Origin of the sequence: Arthrobacter sp. D5-1, assembly GCF_017357425.1 — a bacterium.
GTDB lineage: Bacteria > Actinomycetota > Actinomycetes > Actinomycetales > Micrococcaceae > Arthrobacter.
In genome coordinates this window covers 4,377,397-4,396,305 of sequence record NZ_CP014571.1, presented here as the reverse complement: position 1 = coordinate 4,396,305, position 18,909 = coordinate 4,377,397, and the positions used below count along the sequence as shown (strand labels likewise).

Sequence of the window (18,909 nt, the reverse complement as noted above, 5' to 3'; positions counted from 1 at the left end):
CCTTGAGGTTGAGCATAGGCGAACCACCGGTGCCGGACGTTGCAGGCCCGTAGCGTTACGAAACTCCTACTGCACCGGACGCAACCGCAAACCCTGCATGCCGCCGTCGACCGCCAACGAGGTTCCCGTCGTGGAGCCTGACAGCGGGCTCGCAAGGTACGCGACGGCACCGGCCACCTCAGCGGCGTCAACCAGCCGGCCGTGGGGCTGCCGGGCGTTGAGGGCGGCGCGCTCGCCGGCGGGGTCGGCAGCGGAATCCAACAGACGTCCCACCCAGGGAGTGTCTGCGGTGCCGGGATTGACGCAGTTGACGCGGATCCCCTCACGGACGTGGTCTGCTGCCATGGCGAGCGTCAGGGACAACACTGCACCTTTCGACGCCGAGTACAGCGCACGTTGCGGCAGTCCCGCGGTCGCTGCGATGGAGCAGGTGTTGACGATCGCTGCTGCCGGTGACTCACGGAGGTACGGCAGAGCTGCGCGGCTGACGCGGGCGATGCCCACCACGTTGACGTTGAGGACGCGCAGCCACTCGTCGTCGTCGTTAGCGGCAATGTCGCCTTGGGCGCCGATTCCGGCGTTGTTGATCACGATGTCCAGCCGGCCAAATTGCTCCACAACGGCATGGACGGCGGCACGCACCGATGCATCATCGGCCACATCGCACTGGACACCAAAGTGCGGGCTGGTTTCCGGGGCGAGGTCCAGGACGGCGACCTGCGCGCCTCCGGCAGCGAGGCGGTCCGCGATGGCCGCCCCGATGCCGGACGCGCCGCCGGTGACGAGGGCCGCGAGGCCCTCAAAGTCGTTGCCCACCGAGGGCGCTGCGGCTGCCATCAGGCGTTGACGTGGGCGGGAGCGGCTGCGCCGGCCTGACCGCCTGTCGCGGAACCGGCCTGCGCCCTGAAGTACTCCTGGCGCTGGCGTCCCAATCCCTCGATGTCCAACTCCACGACGTCGCCGGGCTGGATGAAGGGGAAGCGGCCGGACAGTGCAACGCCCTCGGGGGTCCCGGTGATGATCACGTCTCCGGGCTCCAAAACCATGTATTGGCTCAGGTGGTGCACAATGGTGGCCGGGTCGAAGATCATGTCCGACGTGCTGGAATCCTGGCGGGCTTCACCATTGACCAAGGTCTGGAGGCGCAGGTTGCTTGCGTCGATCTCGGAGGCCGGGACCAGCCACGGGCCCAGGGGAGTGGAGCAGGGCAGTGATTTGCCTTTGGTCCACTGTCCCGCAGCACCGGGAATTTGGTAGTCGCGCTCGGAGAGGTCGTTCGCCACGGCGTAACCGGCGATGCAGGCTTCGGCTTCCGGGACAGATGAAAGGTATGACGCTTCCCGGCCGATCACGATGGCCAGTTCCACTTCCCAGTCGTACTTTTCCGACGACGGCGGGATGGGAGCGGCGTCGAACGGTCCGGCGATGGTGTTGGTGGGCTTGAGGAAGACCACGGGAACCTCGGGCGGTGTGGCACCGGACTCGGCAGCATGGGCGGTGTAGTTGAGGCCGATGGCCACTACTGCACCCGGGCGGGCAACCGGCGCACCGATGCGCAGGCCCGCAGGGGAAATTTCGGGAAGATCCCCGCTGTTCAGGGCTTCCCGGGTGCGCTCGATGCCATCCGAGGCGAGGAATCCGCCGTCGATATCCTGGGTCAAGGGCGTGAGGCTGAAGTATTTCTCGGTGCCGTCGGCGTCCTGGGCGATGACGGCCGGTTGTTCGTTTCCGGCCGTACCCAGCCTGGCGAATTTCAAGGTCATGGCTTCCTCCGTGTTCGGGACTAACATCCGAGCTCTAGTGTGGTGTTTCACCCCATAATACGGAAATGTGACCCATTGACAAGGGAGACATCGGATGTTTAGGCTCGGTGCAGAATCGTAACGGACTTCAGGAGCCGCATGAGCACCATCACTGCAATGGATACGTTCGATATCCGCTTTCCAACATCCCTTGAGCTGGATGGCTCTGACGCCATGAATCCGGACCCGGACTACTCTGCGGCATACCTGATCATCCGCACTGACGCCGGGGACGGACACGAGGGCCACGGCTTTGTGTTCACCATCGGCCGGGGGAACGAGGTGGAAACGGCGGCGATCAACGCGCTCCGCGATCACCTCCTCGGCGCTGATGTTGAGACGCTGCTGGCTGACATGGGGGCCACGTGGAAGCTGCTGGCCCACGATTCGCAGCTCCGTTGGCTGGGTCCCGAAAAGGGTGTCATGCACATGGCCATCGGAGCCGTGGTCAATGCGCTGTGGGATTTGAAGGCCAAACGTGCCGGGCTGCCACTCTGGGAACTCTTGGCAGGAATGACGCCCGAAGAGCTCGTGGCCCTGGTGGACTTCCGCTACCTCACGGACGCCCTTACTCCCGCGGAGGCGCTGGGCATTCTTCGGGCGGCTGAACCTGGCAGGGAAGCCCGGAAGGCGGCACTTCGCGCCGAGGGTTACCCCGCATACACCACGACGCCGGGCTGGCTGGGGTACAGCGAGGGGAAACTGGCGCGGCTGGCCAAGGAAGCCGTTGCAGATGGTTTCACCCAGATCAAGTTGAAGGTGGGGGCCTCCCTGGAGGACGACATCCGCCGTGTACGGACTGCCCGTGAAGCAGTGGGTCCCGACATCAGGATTGCCCTGGATGCCAACCAGCGCTGGGATGTCCAGGAAGCCATCGACTGGATGGCCCACCTTGCCCCGTATGACATTGCCTGGATTGAGGAGCCCACCAGCCCGGACGACATCCTGGGCCACGCCGCCATCGCCCGCGGGGTAGCCCCGATTCCCGTGGCCACCGGCGAACACGTGCAGAACCGGGTGGTGTTCAAACAGATGCTGCAGGCCGGATCACTGCAGGTCCTGCAGATCGATGCCGCCCGGGTAGCAGGGGTGAACGAGAACATCGCCATCCTCCTGCTCGCTGCGAAGTTCGGCGTCAGGGTGTGCCCGCATGCCGGTGGCGTTGGCTTGTGTGAGGCCGTTCAGCACCTGTCCATGCTGGACTTCGTTGCCGTGTCCGGCACCAAGGAAGGCAGGACCATCGAGTTCGTGGATCATCTCCATGAACACTTCACCACTCCCGTGGACGTCCACAGCGGCGCCTACTGGCCGCCGTCGAACCCTGGCGCCGGAAACGAAATGCTCCGTGAAACACTGGCCGCGTACAGCTTTCCGAACGGCCCCGTATGGAAGGAATCCCGTTGATCCAGCACGCACCTTGGTTCGAGGAAGCACGCTTTGGCATGTTCGTGCATTGGGGCCTCTACGCCCTTCCAGCACGCCACGAGTGGGTGATGAACCAAGAGGAAACAACGGTGGAGGAGTACTCCAAGTACTTCCGGCGCTTCGATCCGGACCTTTACGACCCCCGCGAGTGGGCCCGGGCAGCCCGCAACGCCGGGATGAAGTACGTGGTCCTCACCACCAAGCACCACGACGGCTTCTGCCTGTGGGATTCCGCCCTGACGGACTACAAAGCCACCAACACTCCCGCCGGCCGCGACTTGATCAGCCCCTTTGTTGAAGCGCTCCGGGCCGAGGGATTGAAGGTCGGTTTCTACCACTCACTCATCGACTGGCACCACCCCGACTTCACTGTGGACGGGGTCCATCCCCAACGCAACGCGGCCGACGTCGAAAGCTTGAATGCCGGCCGCGACATGGACCGATACCGCCAGTACCTGCATGGCCAGGTGCGTGAGCTCCTCACTAATTACGGCACTATCGACTACCTCTTCTTCGACTTCTCCTATACAGGCGGACACCAAGAGGAATACTGGGGCGGCAAAGGCCGGAAAGACTGGGACTCGGAAGCCTTGCTCGCCATGGTGCGGGAGCTGCAGCCAGCCATTGTGGTCAACGACCGGCTGGAAATCCCGGGAGACCTGGTCACACCTGAGCAGTACCAGCCAGCCGGTCCCATGATGGTCGACGGCGAACCGGTCACCTGGGAGGCCTGCCAGACGTTGAATGGCAGCTGGGGCTATGACCGGGACAACCTGAATTACAAGCCCGTTGACTTGCTGATCCGCATGCTGGTGGATGGCGTGTCCAAGGGCGGCAACCTGTTGCTCAACGTGGGCCCCACAGGAAGGGGCAGCCTGGATCCGCGGGCGCTGGGTTCGCTGGAGGGCATTGGCGAATGGATGAAGCTGCACTCGCGCGCCATCTACGGGGCCGGAGCTTCGTCCTATCCCGCACCGACGGATACCCGCTACACGCAGCGTGGTGACAAGCTGTACGTCCATCTCTTCGCGTGGCCCTTCGAGTACGTCCACCTGCCGGACCTCGCCGGCAAGGTGGAATACGCCCAGTTGCTGAATGACGCCTCGGAGGTGTTCCTGCGGGAACTGGATCCCGCCCAACAGGCCATGAACATGACCCCGGGCGGCCAGCCACCCGGAACGCTCACCATCAAGCTGCCCGTTCAAAAACCCGACGTGGCGGTGCCAGTGCTGGAACTTTTCCTGAAACCGTCAGCCCTCCGGAAAGAGTCCGCCCATGGCTGAGAGCATCGCCCTCCACACCAAGCTCAAGCCGGGAACCGCGGACGAATACGCCGACGCCCACGCACACATCCCGCCCGAACTGGTGGCAGCCCTCAAAGAGGCCGGGGTTAAGAACTGGCGGATCTGGCGAAGCGGTCTCGATCTCTTTCATGTGGTGGACGTCGAAAACTACCAAGCCATGCGGCACGCGCTCGCCGACCACCCCGCCAACGTTCCATGGCAGGCGCGGATGGCTGAACTTTTAGCGGTGCAGGATGATTATTCGGGGGAGGATGCGGGTATCCAGAAGGTATGGGAAATGCCATGAACTCACTTGAGCTGGGCAAGCTTGGCTTCGGTGGTGCGGGCATTGGGAACCTGTACCGGGCCATTCCGGACGGTGCAGCGCTCGCCACCGTTCTGGCCGCTTGGGACGCCGGCATCCGCTACTTCGATACCGCCCCGCACTACGGGCTTGGCCTCTCCGAACAGCGGCTGGGCGCGGTCCTTCGGGACAAACCACGGAATGAATTTGTCATCTCCACCAAGGTAGGCCGGCTGTTGGAACCGAGCTCCGGCGGCGGGCAGGACCCTGAGGGGTTCGATGTTCCCGCTGCTGCACGTCGAGTGTGGGACTTCTCCGAGAAGGGGATCCGGCGCAGCATCGAGGAGTCACTGGAACGGCTTGGCCTGGACCACGTGGACATTGCCTACCTTCACGATCCCGATGTCCACGATCTCCAAGCCGGCATCTCCGAAGCGTTGCCCGTGTTGGAAAAGCTGCGCTCGGAGGGACTGGTCAAGGCCATTGGCGTGGGTATCAACTCAGCCGAGGCTGCCCTGGAATGCGTCGACGCAGCTGACCTGGATCTGGTGATGTTGGCTGGCCGATACACCTTGCTTGAGCAGCCCGGCGTTCCGCTGCTTGACCGCTGTGTGGAGCGCCGCACCGGCGTCGTCAGCGTGGGTGCCTATAACTCGGGCCTCCTGGCCCGGCCCGATGTCGCCGAGGACGCGCACTATAACTACCAGCAGGCACCGCCGGATGTGCTGGAGCGTGCGCGTCGCCTTGCGGCGGTCTGCCGCGACTTTGGCGTGGAACTTCCGACGGCGGCCCTCCAGTTCCCGCTGCGGCATCCCGCGGTGGTGAACGTGACCGCCGGGGCCACTTCTCCTGAACAGGTGGCCACGAACGCATCGCGGATGGAAGCGCCTGTGCCGGAGGAGCTCTGGGACGCCTTGGAGGCAGCCGGCCATGATTGATTCGCATCTGCACCTCTGGACGGTGGATTCCTTCGTCACCGGCGGAGTGCGTCCCTATGGATGGCTCGGCCCGCAGCACGGTGCGCTCTACCGGAGTTTCGGCGGAGATGAAGCCCGCGAGACGCTGGAGGCCGCCGGTGTTCGGGGAGCGGTGCTGGTCCAGGCCGACGATACCCTTGCCGACACCGAAGCCATGCTGGCGGTAGCTGCGCAGAATCCTTGGGTGCTGGGTGTGGTGGGCTGGGTCCGGTTGGATGCACCCGATGAAGCAGCAGAGCAGCTGCACCGCTTCACAGCCCAGCCCGTCTTCAGGGGAGTGCGGCACCTGGTGCACGACGACCCCCGGTCCGACTTCCTGGACCTCCCCGCAGTTCGCGAGTCCTTGATGATGGTGGCAGAGCGCAGGCTCACCTTTGATGTTCCGGATGCGTACCCGCGGCACCTGGGATCTGCGGTCCGACTTGCCCGTGAGATGCCGGAACTGACAGTGGTGCTGGATCACTTGGGAAAGCCACCGCTGGCTGACCCTCAGCTCATGGACTCGTGGCGCGCCGACTTCAGCGCGCTTGGGCGGGAACCGAACTCGGTGGCCAAGCTTTCCGGGCTGCATCTGCCAGGCACTGAATACACCGCGGATGCGTTGCGGCCGCTGTTCGAAGCCGCGTTGGAGGCTTTCGGGCCAGAGCGCTTGATGATCGGCGGCGACTGGCCGGTCAGTACACTCGGGGCTCCTTATGGCAGGACGCTGGATGTGTTGTTGGAATTGGTGTCGTCCCTGAGCCCGTCAGAGCAGGACGCCGTGCTCGAAGAGACCGCGATCCGGACCTACGGTCTGGCAGTCACCCCTCTGGCCGAGGGTTAGAGCGCCTGCCGCAGCCAGTTCTCCACGCCACTGATGTGCACCGTCACCAGCGCGCGCACCAGTTCGGCATCGCCCCGCTCCAGCGCGTCGGCGATTGCGTGGTGCTCCGCCAAGGTGTGGGCCACAGCTTTTTCCTGTGTCAGTCCGCGCCAGATCCGTGCCCGGACAGTGCTGCTGGACAGGGCCTCCAAGAGACTGCCGAGGTAGTCGTTTCCTGCGGCTTCGGTGATGATGCTGTGGAATTCGAGGTCATGGGCCACAAGTTCCTCGACGTCCGTGTTCTCGTCGATGCCGTCCATGGTGCTCCGGAGGGCCAGTATTTGCTCAGGCGTCATTTTGCCCGCTGCCAAGTGTGCGGTGGCCGGTTCCAGTATTCGTCGGACCTCGAAGAGTTCCAGAATGGACCTGTCCTGGTGCAGGTCCACAACGAAGGCCACGGCTTCGTTAAGCAGCTTGGCGTCGAGGCTGGTCACATAGGTTCCGTCACCGCGGCGGACGTCCAGCACACGGATCAGTTCGAGGGCTTTGACCGCTTCGCGCAGGGAACTTCTGGAGAGGCCAAGCCGCTCGCTCAGTTCCTTCTCCGGCGGAAGTCGATCGCCGGCCTTGAGTTCCCCGCGGATCAGCATGCCTTTGATCTTGCTGATCGCCTCGTCTGTGACAGCCATGGACCAATAGTAGCCACGAATGATCCGATGTCTGCCTCCGCCCCGCCCCCACCCAACTGAGTAACAGCACATGTTCTACTGAGCAGTCATTGGGACGTTTGCTGTTACTCAGTTGGGGGCGTTAACCGACGACGGCGGCACCCGGGGTCCGATTGTTACGGAACCCGGGTGCCGCCGTCGTGATTCAGCGGTTGTTGCTTGTTACTTGTCGCCGCCGGGCAGCGGGCGGTTGGCGATCACGGGCGCGCTGCCGGTGTAGCCGTCGCGGGTGGCAGCAAGCTCGTGGATTTGCTTGCGGCACAGGAACCAGCCCCAGACCATGAGTCCGCAGGCAATCGCGGTGACCAGCATGGTCAACGGGGACTCGATGAACACCATGATCAGCACGGCCGCCAGGAAGATCAGGGACAACCAGCCAGTGTAGGGGGCGCCGAACATCCGGAAGGACGGGCGCTTGAGCCACCCCTTGTCGGCCCAGCGTTTGAGTTGCATCTGGCACAGGACGATGGTGGCCCAGGTGACGATGATGCCCACGGAAGCGACGTTCAGGACGATCTCGAAAGCGTCGGCCGGGACCAGGTAGTTCAGCGGAACACCGAGGAGGGACACGCCGGCCGTGATGGCGATGCCACCGTAGGGGACGCCTGCCTTGTTCATGCGCTGGGCGAACTTCGGGGCAGAGCCGGCCACCGACATGGAGCGGAGGATGCGGCCTGTGGAGTAGAGCCCGGCGTTCAGCGAAGACAGTGCTGCGGTAAGAACCACAAGGTTCATGATGACGTCCACGCCCTCTACGCCGATGGAACCGAAGAACGTCACGAACGGGCTGACGCCCTTCTCGTAAGAGGTGTACGGCAGCAGCAGAGCCAGCAGGATCACGGAGCCAACGTAGAAGAGGGCGATGCGGATGACCACGGAATTGATGGCCTTGGGCATGATCTTTTCCGGGTTGGCAGTTTCGCCGGCTGCGGTGCCGATGAGTTCAATCGATGCGTAAGCGAAGAGCACACCCTGCATGAGGATGATCATGGGAAGCACGCCGTTGGGGAAGACCCCGCCGTTGTCTGCAATGAGGCTGAAGCCGACTTCCTGGCCCTCCACCGGGGTGCCGAAGATGACGAAGTAGGTGCCCACCAGAAGGAAGGCCACCAGTGCTGCCACCTTGATCAGCGCGAACCAGAACTCCATTTCACCGAAGACCTTCACGGAGACCAGGTTGAGGCCGAGCACCACAACCAATGCAATGAGCGCCCACGCCCACTGCGGAACGGCGCCTATCCATGCGACATATTTGCCGAAGAACTCCATGTAAAGCGCTGCCGCGGTGATGTCCACGATGGTGGTGGTGGCCCAGTTGATCCAGTAGAACCAGCCCGAAACGAAGGCTGCCTTTTCGCCGTAGAACTCGCGGGCGTAGGAAACGAAGGAACCCGACGACGGGCGGTGCAGAACCAGTTCACCGAGAGCGCGGAGGATCAGGAAAGCGAAGAAGCCGCAGATTGCGTATGCGATAACGAGGGAGGGGCCAGCTGCGTTGAGCCGGCCGCCGGCGCCCAGGAACAGTCCGGTACCGATTGCGCCGCCGATCGCGATCATCTGGATCTGGCGGGGCTTGAGGTCCTTGTGGTAGCCGGAGTCCTCCTTGTGGAGGGCTTTCTCGCTGGCGTGCGCTTGGGCCGGGACCGTGTGGTCCGTGATGGGGTTGGTCATTGGAATCCTTAGGGGTGTCCTGTTGGGGGTGTCCTGGGCGCGTCCGGTTGGAAGTCCGGGCACGCAGAACAAAGCCTCGTGGGGGTATGCCTCATGGGGCGGGACGGCTGGTTGGAGGATTTACAGGCCAGTGTCGGCCTATTTGCTGAGATTTGCCAGACGCTCGGGGCTCAGCAGTTCCTCCAGCTGGGTGGCGGTCAGAAGACCGTGCTCCAGCACGAGTTCCGCAACGCCCTTGCCCGTTGCCAGCGCTTCCTGCGCGATAGCGGTGGCGGAGGCGTAACCGATATGGGGGTTCAATGCCGTGACGAGACCGATCGACTGCTCCACGGTAAGCCGTAGCCGTTCGGTGTTTGCAGTGATGCCCCGGACGCAGCGCGCCGTAAGGGTGCGGCACGCTGCTTCCAGGTGGGAGATGCTCTTGTGCAGGCTGTGCACAATGATCGGTTCGAAGGCGTTCAGCTGAAGCTGGCCGGCCTCCGCGGCCATGGTGACGGTGACATCGTTGCCGATGACTTCGTATGCCACTTGGCTGACCACTTCCGGGATCACCGGATTGATCTTGCCGGGCATGATCGACGAACCGGACTGCACGGCCGGAAGGTTGATCTCGCCCAAACCCGCACGCGGTCCGGAAGACAGCAGGCGGAGGTCGTTACAAATCTTGGAGAGTTTCACTGCCACGCGCTTCAGCACGCCGGACAGGTGAACAAACGCGCCCACATCCTGAGTTGCCTCAATGAGGTCAGCGGCTGTGAGGAGGGGAAGGCCGGTGATTTCGCCCAGATGGCGGCAGGCAGCCTCGGCGTAGCCCGCCGGGGCATTCAACCCTGTGCCGATGGCTGTGGCGCCAAGGTTGATCTCGTGGATCAGCATGTGGGACTCGTCCAGCCGCGCCCGGTCCTCACCGATGGTCACGGCGTAGCCGCCGAATTCCTGTCCGAGGGTCATGGGAACAGCGTCCTGCAGCTGGGTGCGGCCCATCTTGACGACAGTCCGGAACTCGCGGCCCTTCTCAGCGAAGGCCAGCTCGAGTTCTTCGAGGGCTTCCAGGAGTTCCTTGACTGAGAAGATCGTGGCCAGATTAACCGCCGTCGGGTAGACGTCGTTGGTGGACTGGCTCAGGTTCACATGGTCGTTCGGGTGCAGCTTGGAGTAGTCGCCCTTGGGGTGGCCCAGGATTTCCAGTGCACGGTTGGCGATGACCTCGTTGGCGTTCATGTTGGAGCTGGTGCCGGCGCCGCCCTGGATTACGTCCACCATGAACTGCTCGTGGAGCATGCCATCCATGATGTCCTGGCAGGCCTGCACAATGGCGTCCGCCTTCTCAGCATCCAGGAGTCCGAGTTCCTGGTTGGTGCGGGCCGCGGCCTGCTTCACTGCGGCCAGTCCACGGACCAAGTGCTTGTTGGTGGAGAGGGGCTGCCCTGTGATGGGGAAGTTCTCGATTGCGCGGAGGGTATGGACGCCCCAGTAGGCATCCGCGGGGACATTACGGTCGCCCAAGAGGTCGTGTTCGGAACGGAGGGGGATCGCCTGATCGACGGTGGTCATAGCTGTCCTTGGTTTAGTTGCTGAAAATGTGGGCCGCACGGAGCTCGCCGACCGGAAGGCCGCCGCCCAGCACGGGTGGGCTCTGAAGCGTGCCCAGGCTGCCGCCGTCGACGCCCAACCGGCGAAGAACCTCAACGGTGACAGGCATGCGGGCACGATCGCCGCCGTCGGAAATCTTGACGGCCACACCGGTGCCGTTCGGGAAGCCCACCAGCTGGAGGCCCTCAAAACCGTCCTTCGCCAGAAGCCCGGGTACGGCCCGCATGAGGGCGGTGACGTCGCGGCCTTCGCCGGCCACCATCTCTGGGAAGCGGCGCATGGCGTGGGCGACTTTGCCCTCGTTGGTGCTTTCGTCGGCGGCGGCGAGGCGGCCATAAGCGCGGGCCATGCCGTGCAAGGAGTGCGCAAAGAGCGGGGTCCCGCAGCCGTCGGTGCTGACCGCTGCTGCATCCTCGCCGGTGAGGTCCGTGATGGTGTCGCGGACCAGGACCTGCAAGGGGTGCCCGGGGTGCAAGTACCCCTCCACAGGCCAGCCGTTGATGACGCAAACTGCGGCCATGGAAGCATGCTTGCCGGAACAGTTCTGTGCAATCTGGGTGGGACCGTTACCGGCACGGAGCCATTCTTCGCGCTCCTGAACGCCGTACGGCAGGTCCGTGCTGTTGGCCAGTGCGGCCTCGGTCAGGCCGTGCAGCTTCAGGATTTCAGTGGCGCCGTCGCGGTGCATCTGTGCGCCCGAGTGGCTGGCAGCGGTGAGTGCCAGAAGGTTTTGGGGGATGTCCAAACCGGCCTTGAGCAGCGCTACGGCCTGCAGCGGCTTCAGGCTTGAGCGCGGGTACATCGGCGCGTCCGGTTCGCCGGCTTCCACGGCGGTGGTGCCGTCTTCTGTGAGGGCAATCAGCGAGCCGTAGTGGATGCTCTCCACCAGGCCGTCGCGGGTTACCTCGACGAGGGGGACGTGGTGCGGCGCTTTGAGGTTTTGTGCCGCGGTTTGGTGGGCCGGTGCTGCGGGGGCGGGCATGGTGTCCTTTGGAATATTCATTTGCTGAGGATCGTGTCCAGTGCCACGCTGACGGCCTGCAGGTGGGCGGCCATCGCTTTGCTTGCGGCTTCAGAGTCTCCGGCTTCGATCGCATTGAGCACGGCGACGTGTTCCTCGTCCGAACGGTGTTGCCGGTCAGCGACCAGGTTGAGGGTCTCGGACTGGTGGGCCAAAGCCTCACGGATGTCCGAGACGACGCTGGCGAACACCCGGTTTCCGCTGGCGCGGGCCACGGCGGAGTGGAAGCTCGCGTCCAGGTTCACCCAGGCCTCGGGGTCGTTCTCGCTGAGCATTTCCTGGATGATCTCCTTGAGGTGCTCAAGTTCCTCGTCCGTCCTTCGTTGCGCGGCGAGCCCGGCTGCCGGGATCTCGATGTGCGGGCGGGCTTCGTTGAGATCACGCGCACTGTACTGACCCAAGGTAAGGTCATTAGCGACCTTGTTGGCCACAATGAACGTGCCCTTGCCCGTTTTGGTCACGGTGAGGCCCAGGGTGTTGCAGGATCGCAGCGCTTCCCGGATAACGGAGCGGCTGACGCCGTACTGGCCCGCCAGGGTCGCTTCCGAGCTCAGCTTGGTGCCGATATCGAACTGGCCGCCCTCGATCGCACGCCTCAGCGCCGCGAAGACCGCTTCAGCTGCGGAGATGCGGGAAATGGGCATATGCCCGCCCTGGGGCTCTTGCTGTCCGGCTGTCCGGCTGTCTGACAGGTTCACGCTTTGAATATGGCACGGGTCACAAGGGGCTGTCAACGCTGAAACAACCGCTTCACGGTTTGGGGGTCGACGGCGGCACTGCCAGCTCCATGTTCAGCCCACCTTCGCGTGGTTCTCTATGGAGCGGAGGATGCTGATCAACTGCCCGATCTTGTCATCGCCGAACAGCACATCCGGGCCGGACGGAGCCAGCTCGTTATATGGGGACTTGAACAAGGCTTTTGGGCTGACCTTTCCATTTTCCATCAGGTGATTGGTCAGAACTTTGAGGAAGTTGAGCTGCTGGGCAGTGAGCGTAGTACCAGCCACAAACTCTGACAACGCTTCCTCGACGGCTTCGCGGTCCAAACCAATCAAGGAACGGACAAAGAGACCGAGCCCATCATTGGCGGCACGATTCAAATCTTCCAGCGAACCCAGCCCGCTTTCGAGGAGGATACGTTCAAGCTCGGCGAGGTCCAAGGCCGTGAGTTGCTTGTTACGCCGGAGCCGTTGGATGGTTGCGTGCTCCTCATATTGCGCCAAGTACGAACGCATTTTCTCTTTGTAACGAGGGAGGTCCACGAAGCCATTTGTTGCCCCCGCGAGTTCGATTTCTTCAAGCACGCCGAGCTCGTCCTGGAAGTTCGTGTAGACCACCTTGCGTTTCCGCTTCTCGATGAGATGGACCAATGCCCGGAGTCGGCGTCGGATTTCTTCCAGCCATTCCAATGAAACGGATTCCCATTCGTCGTCGTGGAGGATGGTGTCCAGCAACGGCAATTGAGCGGCGATGGCCGGGATGCTCTGTTGGTCCTGCAGGGCGGAGGCGATTGTCTGGATCTTTATCCGGAACGGCCCGATCGCCGATCCTTGCAGCGACGCCAATTCTGTTTGGAGCATGAGGTAGTCGAAGCGCTTGGCCTCTTCCGTGTCAGCTGGCGCACCGATGGACGCGAGCTTGGCGATCTCGGTTTGCAAAGCTTGGAAGTCCTCGGCCGCCAAGGTTGTCCACGCTGCTTCGTCAGTGAACCTGTCCACCCATTTGCGAGCCGGCTTGACGAGGAAGTTGTCGAGCGGAAGCCGGTCAACTGTGTGCTTCAGGGTTTGCCGAAGGTCGGCAATGACAGGCGCCTGGGGATCCCATTGAAGGTCGGTGAAAGTCTGGAGGAGCTGCACGCGCGCCGCGAAAGTGGTCTCTGCGAGTGACCTACCCAAGGACCCTTCATTGCTAGGCATACCTGCATTGAAAAACTCGGCATTGCGGCAGAGGTCGAAGATGAAGAAGTCCTTCTTGTCCTCGCCCGGCCCGTACAGTTCCGGGCGGAGACGGGTACCGCGTCCCACCATCTGCCAGAACTTGGTCTTGGACCTGACCATTTTGAAGAAGACCAGATTAACCACGTCCGGCACGTCCACGCCGGTGTCCAGCATGTCTACTGAGATGGCGATGTGTGGGTCGCTCTCGGTGTTCGAAAACTGGTCGATGAGATTCTGGGCGTAGTTCACCTGGTAGGTGATGACGCGGGCAAACTGGCTCTTGTATGCCGGGTAGTTCTTGTCGAAGCGTTCGGCAATGTACTCGGCATGCCGGTTGTTCTTTGCGAAGATGATGGTCTTGCCCAAGCGATCCCCGCCTGCAACTTTGTGGCCGCGGGTCATGAGGACTTCCAAGGCCTTGTCCACTGTGTCTGCGTTGAAGAGCCACGTATTGATCGCGGTGGCGTCCACGGAATCCGGGATTTCGCCGTCTTCATCCCACTCGAGTTCGTCCCACTCTTCTTTTGCAGCTTCAGACAGGTCCTCGTACGAGATGCCCTGGTCAGGAAACTTCAGCGGAACCGGCACGACTCGTGGCGGCACGAGGTATCCGGCCTCGATGGCCTCGCTGAGCTCATAGGCGAACGTGGGAACGTTGTCTTCGATGCCGAAAAGGCTGTAGGTGTTGCGGTCCACTTCTGACTGTGGCGTGGCTGTCAGCCCGATCAGGAGCGAATCAAAGTACTGGAAGATAGCCCTGTACTTCTGGTAGACCGACCTGTGGGCTTCGTCGACGATGATGAGGTCATAGTGGCCAATGCCAAAGGTGCGCTGGCCCAGCTTTCCCTCAGTCCTGTTGATGAGGTTCATCATGGTCGGATAAGTAGCCACGTGGATGCGGCTGTCCGCCTCTTCACCCGAGCCCAGGATGACAGGGCTCGAGCCCGGCAGGTGGGCCTTGAACGCATTGGCCGCTTGCTTGACCAAGGCAACGCGGTCCGCCAGGAACAGAACGCGCTTGGCCCAGTTGGCTTCCTGCAGGAGCTTGGCGAGTGCGACGACGGTGCGCGTCTTGCCCGTGCCGGTCGCCATGACTACAAGCGCCTTGCGTTCGAAGTCCTTCTCGTAGGCTTCCGTGACGGCCCGAATGGCATTGTGCTGGTAGGGACGTTCGACGATTGAGTTGTCGATTGCCTGTTCAGCCAACGGCTTTCGGCTTTGCCTGCGGTTGACGAGCAGTTGCAGTTGATCCCGCGTGTGGAAACCCTGCACCGCACGCTCCGGGTACATGGTGTCGTCCCAAATCCACGTCTCGTAACCGGAGGTGTAGTAGATGATGGGGCGGCGGCCGTATCGACGTTCCAGGCAGTCGGCGTAGAGCTTGGCTTGTTGCTTCCCTACATGGGGATCCTTGGTGGTCCGCTTCGCTTCGACCACCCCGAGAGGCAGTCCGTCAGCGCCCCACAACACGGCTCTTCACGGTTCGTGGTGAACGTTCTGCCGTGAGGGATGTTCATGCCGCTGTTCTGGCGGCACTGCGCAACAGGATACGGGTTTTGTAGTTGCGTGCGTTGGTGAATCCCCGACCCGTCCTCTTTATGTGTTTTATCGCGGTGTTGTTGGCTTCCACTTTCGCGGTTGTCGCACCGGTGACAATGAGGACTTCGATCTCTTTCCACCACCGGCAGATTGTGCGCCACAGCCGGTTCGTCTCCGGCTGCGCGGCTCGCTCGACCAGGACCTGCAGCCGGTCCTTCGCGGCGGCAGCGTCGGCAAGAGAGCCGGTAGTCAGCAGGGCCCGGAGCTGTTCCTTGACCAGCCACGCGGCCTGCAGCTTCCCGGTGACATCGTCGGTCGCGAACACGTTGCTGAGCCTGTCCCGGGCCCGATCCGAGAGCGTGTCCCCGGCGCGCAGGAGCAGTCGCCGGTTGGCCCAGACCGGATCGATGGAGCGCCCCCGCCGACCATGGGTCTGCTGGGTGAGTCGTTGCCGGACTTCGGTGAGCATGTCGTTGCCGAGCTTGACCAGGTGGAACGCGTCGACTGAGACAGCGGTGCGTGGAAGCCACATCCGCAGGGCCTTGCGGAACGCCGCCGAGGGGTCGATGGCAACGACCTGCACGCCCAGCCGCCACTGAAGCGGGCGGGCGAACAGCCAGTCTCCTACCCCCTCGCTGTCGCGGCCGTCAACGATCCCGAGGACTTGTCCGGTGTCGAGATCGACGATGGTGGTCATCCAGGGTTCGTAGCGTTTCCAGGCCTTCGTGGCAGGGTCGCGGAAGAACCGCACGGACCGGTAGCGGTGTTCATCGATGCCGAGCATCCGCGGTGCCAGGGCATCGACATCGGGCAGCGTCAGCGCCGCGGAATCCAGTGCCCGCTGGACAAGCCACCACGAGACACCGAATGAAGAGGCAGCCTCGGCGGCGGCCCTCCCGGAACCGATCACGGCGGCCACCAGGGCCTCACGGAGCCGGCGGGTGGACCGTGCCCGGCGCGGTACCTCGGCTGTCTCCTCGGTGAATGTCCGGCGGGGGCACAGGTACTCATCGCAGAAGAACCTCCGCTTGGCCCAGACCACTTCGACCGGGCCGGCGACAGGGATGTCACGCAGGCGTTGTGACCGGCGTGAATGCACGCGGGTGCTGATCACGCCGCAGGACGGGCAGCCGGCCTCGGCGGTGGCCACGACGCGGATCCGTCGCTGCCCGAAGGCGAGGACCTCGGTGCCGGTGACCCGGTAGTCGGGCAGGTTGAAAATGGCGGTGGCAGCATCGGGGCGCGGCGAAGTAGGCTCGTTCAAGGCTCGTAGCTCCTGACTCTTGATGAATGCGTAGAGAACATCCATCACAGCAGGGCTACGAGCCCTTCAGATTTCAAGACACGGAACCTGTTTCACCATCAACCGCGAAGAGCCCACAACACGTAGTCCACGTAGCCGACGCCGCTCAGCGTGCCGCTTGCCGTGGGCATGGTGTCGACCTTGAACTCACGGTCTTCTGTGTTGCTGAGCGGCCAGCCGGCCTCGTTCAGCTCAAGATCGATGAGGTGCCTGCGGGTCAGGGCCTCGTCATAGTCGTGGTGGTCGGGGACGGTCTGATTCTGTTTTTTGGCCTCGGCGACTTCGGCTTGCAGAATCTCCAGCTGGGCCTTGAGGTCCGCCGAGTCGGCAGCTGCCTGTGCAAGGGCCTCATTTTTGGCTTTGAGTTGGCTCTCGAGGGCCTGGAGCTCTTCCGGCGATTGCTGCTGGACCGGGGCCTTCGTCTTCGGGGTCAGGGCCGCGGCATCAAAAGCCAGCGACGGCGGCAGCTGGCTACCTGTTTTGGCGTAGTTCCTCGCGAGCCAATAGCAGACGTGGTGCAGCTCGCGGAGCACGAGTTCAGCGCCTTGAACGGTGGGGCCAACGGAATTGTGGACCGCATTGTTGCCGGCTTTGCGAATGATCGTGAACTTGTTGGCAATAGGACCACCCACAAGATTCTTGAAGGTGGGCTCGTTCAGGAGGGCGTTGAGGTCTTCCTTGTAGGGGGTCACCAACCCTGGCTCCACTTGGTAAAGCCATTCAACAATACGTTCGATGGTGTAGCGGGCGTAGAACACGGAAGCTCGGGGATCGACCCGGGCAAATTGTTCGGCCCGACGAGCTTGCTGGGCCAGTTCTGGCCACTCGCCCAGCATGAACCCAAAGTTGCTGGTAACTGCCCCCATGCAGCCGTCTCCGATCTGTTGATGTCCTGAAGGTAGTCAATCATGGGACTGCGACGGTTTAGGCCTTATTTCGGGCTGGTGACCTCGACCAGTGGCAGCAATCGTATTTTCGCAATGGTGTCGTCGGCGATTTTCGGGAGGGATCCCAGCTGGGATTTCAGCTCTTCACTGGCAGCTTCAAATGCTTCTACGATGCCCCCACAATAGTGTTCAACTATTTCTCTGGCAGCTTCTGCATCAACGCCAAATTGCGTGCTTGTGGAGATCAACATCTGCTTACTGATTTTCTGAAGTCTGTACTCGCCTTTCACACTCATGGCCAAGTCGATGCTTGAGTTCTCATCCCAATAGGGGGCATAGGTGGCGAGGTCATAAAGCGGAGACAGCTGGGCCCTGTTGCCGTTGAGGAGTACGGAGTAGTTTTTGGCGTGCGCGTCGGTGCAGCCTGCCACGGTGTTGAAAACGAAGGCCCTGTACAGTCCATCTCCTGCTTCCCGACGGTCTGCTTCAAAAGGAAATGATCGAACAAGGGCGGCCATATCGCTCGCTCCCGGCCCGCCATCACGGTGCTGGTACTTCTTGGCTGGAGAAACGCTCAACGCCTGGCAAAAGTCTTCTTGATGGATGCGGTGCCACGCTCCATCCACTTCCTGACGGTCATAGCGACGTGTCACAAAAACGTCCCAGTCGCCAATGCGGCTGAGTTCGGACTTCGCCACCTCGAGCCCCAGGAAAGCTGCTGCCCTCATGGTCAGTTGTTCCACCACATCCAGACGACTGAAGCTGCCTGCTGCCGGTTTAAGGATGTGCGTAGTGGGAGTGGCGTCTTCGGGTACGGCCCACTCGCCGTTCGGAAGTTGATGCAGGGCAATTTTCGGCTGTGCCCCAGCAAGGCTAAAACGTCCTGCTGAGTCATCGTAGGGCGTGCCGTCCTTGTATTCCGTCACCACATGATCCAGCATTTCCGCCACGTCGGCGTCCGAGACCGGCTGCACAGCTGTTCTTGAGAGGGCGCTATCTGAGGAACCGGTGCCGGGCGCCATGAATTGCAGCGCACCCGCGACGTCGGCCCCAATATGTTCGAGGATTGCGAAGGGGTTCGAGGGGGACACCCGGAACCGCCGGGCGATCGTCTGGAGGGCACCTTCACTGTCGGGTAGGAGGCCTTGCAGGAAGGGGAGCACAGTGCGCTTCTTGTGCAGAGTGGCTGCCAGAGGCATGGACAGCGAAAGCGGTGTCGCGTTCTGTGCGGCCTGGTATCCGGGATCGTAGCGGAATGTCAGATTTCCGGAGGGTGACTGTTCAACGCGGCCGCAGAGCGTCCCGTCCATAAAGACATCAAGAGCGCGGGTACTCACCAACGTACCGCGCCCGTTTCGTTGTCGCGTATGGCGATCTCGAAACCGAGGGCCTGGAAAACGTCCATGAATTTCGACGTCTCCACCGACGCTTTACCGGCTTCAAGATCGATGACAAAGGTGCGCGAGACGCTGGCTCGTCGGGCCAACTCTGCTTGGGACCACGCTCGCTCTTCACGCAGCTCACGTACAAGGGGTCCAGCCTCGCGGACTGTGCGCAATGAAAGCTCCTGTCGCCGTACGGCAACTTCTGTAAATGTCGCCGTACGCCGACTTTAGCATTTGTTGCCGTACGGCGAC

At 62.5% G+C, this 18,909-nt stretch carries 17 protein-coding genes; 5 read left to right on the top strand and 12 right to left on the bottom strand.

Annotated elements, in window-relative coordinates; translation table 11 throughout:
- Positions 1–66 precede the first annotated feature (66 nt).
- Both AYX22_RS20255 and AYX22_RS20250 read right to left on the bottom strand, forming a co-directional pair.
- On the bottom strand, positions 67–837 hold the full coding sequence (locus tag AYX22_RS20255; protein ID WP_207595269.1) for an SDR family oxidoreductase: 771 nt from the start codon (positions 835–837) through the stop codon (positions 67–69).
- On the bottom strand, positions 837–1,763 hold the full coding sequence (locus AYX22_RS20250; RefSeq protein WP_207595268.1) for a fumarylacetoacetate hydrolase family protein: 927 nt from the start codon (positions 1,761–1,763) through the stop codon (positions 837–839). Before AYX22_RS20250 ends, AYX22_RS20255 begins: the two co-directional genes overlap by 1 nt.
- A gap of 138 nt (positions 1,764–1,901) precedes the next feature.
- Here AYX22_RS20250 and AYX22_RS20245 point away from each other — a divergent pair, with 138 nt between their 5' ends.
- From AYX22_RS20245 to AYX22_RS20225, 5 genes are read left to right on the top strand one after another with little or no spacing between them, the layout of a single operon-like run.
- Positions 1,902–3,206: an L-fuconate dehydratase gene (locus AYX22_RS20245; RefSeq protein ID WP_207595267.1), complete on the top strand. Its 1,305-nt coding sequence runs from the start codon at positions 1,902–1,904 to the stop codon at positions 3,204–3,206.
- Positions 3,203–4,510, top strand: coding sequence for an alpha-L-fucosidase (locus tag AYX22_RS20240; RefSeq protein ID WP_207595266.1), 1,308 nt, complete (start codon positions 3,203–3,205; stop codon positions 4,508–4,510). Before AYX22_RS20245 ends, AYX22_RS20240 begins: the two co-directional genes overlap by 4 nt.
- Complete coding sequence (locus AYX22_RS20235; protein ID WP_207595265.1) at positions 4,503–4,817, top strand: L-rhamnose mutarotase; 315 nt, start codon at positions 4,503–4,505, stop codon at positions 4,815–4,817. The genes AYX22_RS20240 and AYX22_RS20235 overlap by 8 nt, the downstream gene beginning before the upstream one ends.
- Positions 4,814–5,752 (top strand): aldo/keto reductase, encoded by a 939-nt coding sequence (locus AYX22_RS20230; RefSeq protein ID WP_242703427.1) that lies wholly within the window; start codon positions 4,814–4,816, stop codon positions 5,750–5,752. The genes AYX22_RS20235 and AYX22_RS20230 overlap by 4 nt, the downstream gene beginning before the upstream one ends.
- Positions 5,745–6,614, top strand: coding sequence for an amidohydrolase family protein (locus AYX22_RS20225; RefSeq protein WP_207595263.1), 870 nt, complete (start codon positions 5,745–5,747; stop codon positions 6,612–6,614). Before AYX22_RS20230 ends, AYX22_RS20225 begins: the two co-directional genes overlap by 8 nt.
- Here the strand turns inward: AYX22_RS20225 and AYX22_RS20220 are convergent.
- The 10 genes from AYX22_RS20220 to AYX22_RS20175 form a co-directional block, all read right to left on the bottom strand.
- Positions 6,611–7,282 carry a FadR/GntR family transcriptional regulator gene (locus AYX22_RS20220; RefSeq protein WP_207595262.1) on the bottom strand — a complete coding sequence of 224 codons (672 nt, stop codon included), beginning with the start codon at positions 7,280–7,282 and terminating at the stop codon, positions 6,611–6,613. The two genes, AYX22_RS20225 and AYX22_RS20220, sit on opposite strands and share 4 nt — an antisense overlap.
- Positions 7,283–7,483: 201 nt before the next feature.
- Positions 7,484–8,992: an amino acid permease gene (locus AYX22_RS20215; protein ID WP_207595261.1), complete on the bottom strand. Its 1,509-nt coding sequence runs from the start codon at positions 8,990–8,992 to the stop codon at positions 7,484–7,486.
- Positions 8,993–9,130: 138 nt separating this feature from the next.
- Positions 9,131–10,546 carry an aspartate ammonia-lyase gene (aspA, locus tag AYX22_RS20210; RefSeq protein WP_207595260.1) on the bottom strand — a complete coding sequence of 472 codons (1,416 nt, stop codon included), beginning with the start codon at positions 10,544–10,546 and terminating at the stop codon, positions 9,131–9,133.
- A 13-nt stretch (positions 10,547–10,559) separates the two neighbouring features.
- Positions 10,560–11,567, bottom strand: coding sequence for an asparaginase (locus tag AYX22_RS20205; RefSeq protein WP_207597667.1), 1,008 nt, complete (start codon positions 11,565–11,567; stop codon positions 10,560–10,562).
- Between the two features lie 17 nt (positions 11,568–11,584).
- Positions 11,585–12,304 carry a FadR/GntR family transcriptional regulator gene (locus tag AYX22_RS20200; RefSeq protein WP_207595259.1) on the bottom strand — a complete coding sequence of 240 codons (720 nt, stop codon included), beginning with the start codon at positions 12,302–12,304 and terminating at the stop codon, positions 11,585–11,587.
- 93 nt (positions 12,305–12,397) lie between these two features.
- Entirely contained in the window at positions 12,398–14,980 is a 2,583-nt protein-coding gene (locus AYX22_RS20195) for a DEAD/DEAH box helicase family protein (protein ID WP_207595258.1), read from the bottom strand.
- A gap of 76 nt (positions 14,981–15,056) precedes the next feature.
- On the bottom strand, positions 15,057–16,391 hold the full coding sequence (locus AYX22_RS20190; protein ID WP_231941989.1) for an ISL3 family transposase: 1,335 nt from the start codon (positions 16,389–16,391) through the stop codon (positions 15,057–15,059).
- A 53-nt stretch (positions 16,392–16,444) separates the two neighbouring features.
- Positions 16,445–17,251 (bottom strand): DUF4145 domain-containing protein, encoded by an 807-nt coding sequence (locus tag AYX22_RS20185; protein ID WP_207595257.1) that lies wholly within the window; start codon positions 17,249–17,251, stop codon positions 16,445–16,447.
- Between the two features lie 65 nt (positions 17,252–17,316).
- Entirely contained in the window at positions 17,317–18,609 is a 1,293-nt protein-coding gene (locus AYX22_RS20180) for a HipA domain-containing protein (RefSeq protein ID WP_207595256.1), read from the bottom strand.
- Positions 18,606–18,830, bottom strand: a complete 225-nt coding sequence (locus AYX22_RS20175; protein ID WP_207595255.1) for a helix-turn-helix domain-containing protein — start codon at positions 18,828–18,830, stop codon at positions 18,606–18,608. The genes AYX22_RS20180 and AYX22_RS20175 overlap by 4 nt, the downstream gene beginning before the upstream one ends.
- Between the last annotated feature and the right edge of the window lie 79 nt (positions 18,831–18,909).

Bases quoted from the DNA above. Each gene is read 5' to 3' on its own strand.
- AYX22_RS20255 (WP_207595269.1), bottom strand. From the start codon at position 837: ATGGCAGCCGCAGCGCCCTCGGTGGGCAACGACTTTGAGGGCCTCGCG.
- AYX22_RS20250 (WP_207595268.1), bottom strand. From the start codon at position 1,763: ATGACCTTGAAATTCGCCAGGCTGGGTACGGCCGGAAACGAACAACCG.
- AYX22_RS20245 (WP_207595267.1), top strand. From the start codon at position 1,902: ATGAGCACCATCACTGCAATGGATACGTTCGATATCCGCTTTCCAACA.
- AYX22_RS20235 (WP_207595265.1), top strand. From the start codon at position 4,503: ATGGCTGAGAGCATCGCCCTCCACACCAAGCTCAAGCCGGGAACCGCG.
- AYX22_RS20230 (WP_242703427.1), top strand. From the start codon at position 4,814: ATGAACTCACTTGAGCTGGGCAAGCTTGGCTTCGGTGGTGCGGGCATT.
- AYX22_RS20225 (WP_207595263.1), top strand. From the start codon at position 5,745: ATGATTGATTCGCATCTGCACCTCTGGACGGTGGATTCCTTCGTCACC.
- AYX22_RS20220 (WP_207595262.1), bottom strand. From the start codon at position 7,282: ATGGCTGTCACAGACGAGGCGATCAGCAAGATCAAAGGCATGCTGATC.
- AYX22_RS20215 (WP_207595261.1), bottom strand. From the start codon at position 8,992: ATGACCAACCCCATCACGGACCACACGGTCCCGGCCCAAGCGCACGCC.
- aspA (WP_207595260.1), bottom strand. From the start codon at position 10,546: ATGACCACCGTCGATCAGGCGATCCCCCTCCGTTCCGAACACGACCTC.
- AYX22_RS20205 (WP_207597667.1), bottom strand. From the start codon at position 11,567: ATGCCCGCCCCCGCAGCACCGGCCCACCAAACCGCGGCACAAAACCTC.
- AYX22_RS20190 (WP_231941989.1), bottom strand. From the start codon at position 16,391: ATGGATGTTCTCTACGCATTCATCAAGAGTCAGGAGCTACGAGCCTTG.
- AYX22_RS20185 (WP_207595257.1), bottom strand. From the start codon at position 17,251: ATGGGGGCAGTTACCAGCAACTTTGGGTTCATGCTGGGCGAGTGGCCA.